This window comes from Streptomyces sp. NPDC029044, assembly GCF_040637495.1.
GTDB lineage: Bacteria > Actinomycetota > Actinomycetes > Streptomycetales > Streptomycetaceae > Streptomyces.
In genome coordinates, this window is sequence record NZ_JBEZWN010000151.1 from 1 (window position 1) to 2,003 (window position 2,003).

Sequence of the window (2,003 nt, forward strand, 5' to 3'; positions counted from 1 at the left end):
GGTCGTGTCAGCTCCAGCCTGGCCCGGTCCGCGGCGGATACCCATCGGGCGCGGGCCCCATTTGCACCGGGGCGAGGGACCCATGCGGCCGGACCATGGGTGGTGCGCGTCCGGGAAATGGGGGCCAGGTCCCATTTACGGGGCGCGTGGGTGGCAGGCAGCCTGGCCGCAGGCTTGCTCAAGCGCCCGGGCCGCGCACGCGGTGGGCTCCGCGATGCCCGACAGTGGAGGTGAGACAGAGTTCGTGGAAGGGGAGGCGCAGGGACGGTGTCCTTGTTCTGGCGGATCTTCGCGCTCAACGCCGTGGTGCTGGGCACGGCCACGGCCTTGCTGCTGCTGGCTCCGGTCACCGTCTCGGTGCCGGTGCTGCTGACCGAGGCGGTGATCCTGGTCGGCGGGCTGGCCGTGATGCTCGTCGCGAACGCCGCGCTGCTGCGGTTCGGCCTGGCCCCGCTGGACCGGCTCACGAAGCTGATGACCACCGTGGACCTGCTGCGCCCCGGCCAGCGCCTGCCCGCTTCCGGGGGCGGCGGGGTCGCCGAGCTGATCCGTACCTTCAACGCCATGCTGGAACGGCTGGAGCAGGAGCGGGCCACCAGCAGCGCCCGGGCCCTGCTGGCCCAGGAGGCGGAACGCCGGCGCATCGCCCAGGAACTGCACGACGAGGTCGGCCAGAGCATGACCGCGATCCTGCTGGGGCTCAAGCGCTCCGCGGACGACGTACCGGAGCCGCAGCGCAGGGAGTTGCAGGAACTGCAGGAGATCACCCGGGAGAGCCTGGACGAGGTACGCCGCCTGGTGCGCCGGCTGCGGCCCGGTGTGCTGGACGATCTGGGCCTGGTCAGCGCGCTGACCTCGCTCAGCGAGGACTTCGCCACCCATACCGGGCTGCTGGTCACGCGCCGCTTCGACACCGACCTGCCCGCGCTGGCCCCGGAGACGGAGCTGGTCCTCTACCGCGTCGCGCAGGAGTCACTGACCAACGTCGCCCGCCACGCGGACGCCGGGCGCGTCACCGTCGCGCTGCGCCGCACCGGCGACGGCGTGGTGCTGACCGTGACCGACGACGGCAGCGGCATCGAGGCACCCCGCGAGGGCGCCGGCATCCGCGGGATGCGCGAGCGTGCCCTGCTCGTCGGGGGCAGCCTCGACATCACCCCGGCACCCCGGGCCGGCACCCGGGTCCAGCTCACCGCGCCGCTCGCAAGGAAGCAGCTCTGACCATGCCCGACACGGCCATGCCCGATCCGGCGGATTCCGGCACCATCCGCATCCTGCTCGCCGACGACCACGCGCTGGTCCGCCGCGGCGTGCGGCTCATCCTCGACCAGCAACCGGACCTCGAAGTGGTCGCCGAGGCCGGCGACGGGGCCGAGGCCATCGAGCTGGCCCGCACCCGCGATGTCGACCTGGCCGTGCTCGACATCGCCATGCCGCGCCTGACCGGTCTGCAGGCCGCGCGCGAACTGGCCGCAGTGAGGCCGGACTTGCGGATCCTGATGCTGACCATGCACGACAACGAGCAGTACTTCTTCCAGGCTTTGAAGGCCGGCGCGAGCGGGTATGTGCTGAAGTCGGTGGCCGACCGGGACCTGGTCGCCGCGTGCCGGGCCGCCATGCGGGACGAGCCCTTCCTGTATCCCGGCGCGGTCACCGCCCTGATCCGCAACTACCTGGACCGGGCCCGCCGCGGTCAGGAAGACCCCGACCGGATCCTCACACCCCGCGAGGAGGAGGTCCTCAAGCTGGTCGCCGAGGGCCACTCGTCCAAGGAGATCGCCGACCTGCTGTTCATCAGCATCAAGACCGTCCAGCGCCACCGCGCCAACCTGCTGCACAAGCTCGGCCTGCGCGACCGTCTGGACCTCACCCGCTACGCGATCCGCGCCGGACTGATCGAGCCCTGATCGGCGGCCGGCCCGGCCGACACGCCACGACGAGAGGGGGGGACGGTGCCTCACAGCGCGCGCCCGGCGCCCGGCGCCGGCAGCACCCGATCCCCC

At 72.5% G+C, this 2,003-nt stretch carries 2 protein-coding genes; both read left to right on the forward strand.

Annotated features, from left to right (window positions below; all coding sequences use genetic code 11):
• Nucleotides 1-267: 267 nt before the first annotated feature.
• Nucleotides 268-1,221, forward strand: a complete 954-nt coding sequence (locus AB0E85_RS39900; protein ID WP_361937652.1) for a HAMP domain-containing sensor histidine kinase — start codon at nucleotides 268-270, stop codon at nucleotides 1,219-1,221.
• A gap of 2 nt (nucleotides 1,222-1,223) precedes the next feature.
• On the forward strand, nucleotides 1,224-1,907 hold the full coding sequence (locus AB0E85_RS39905) for a response regulator transcription factor (protein WP_361937653.1): 684 nt from the start codon (nucleotides 1,224-1,226) through the stop codon (nucleotides 1,905-1,907).
• The last annotated feature ends 96 nt before the right edge of the window (nucleotides 1,908-2,003 follow it).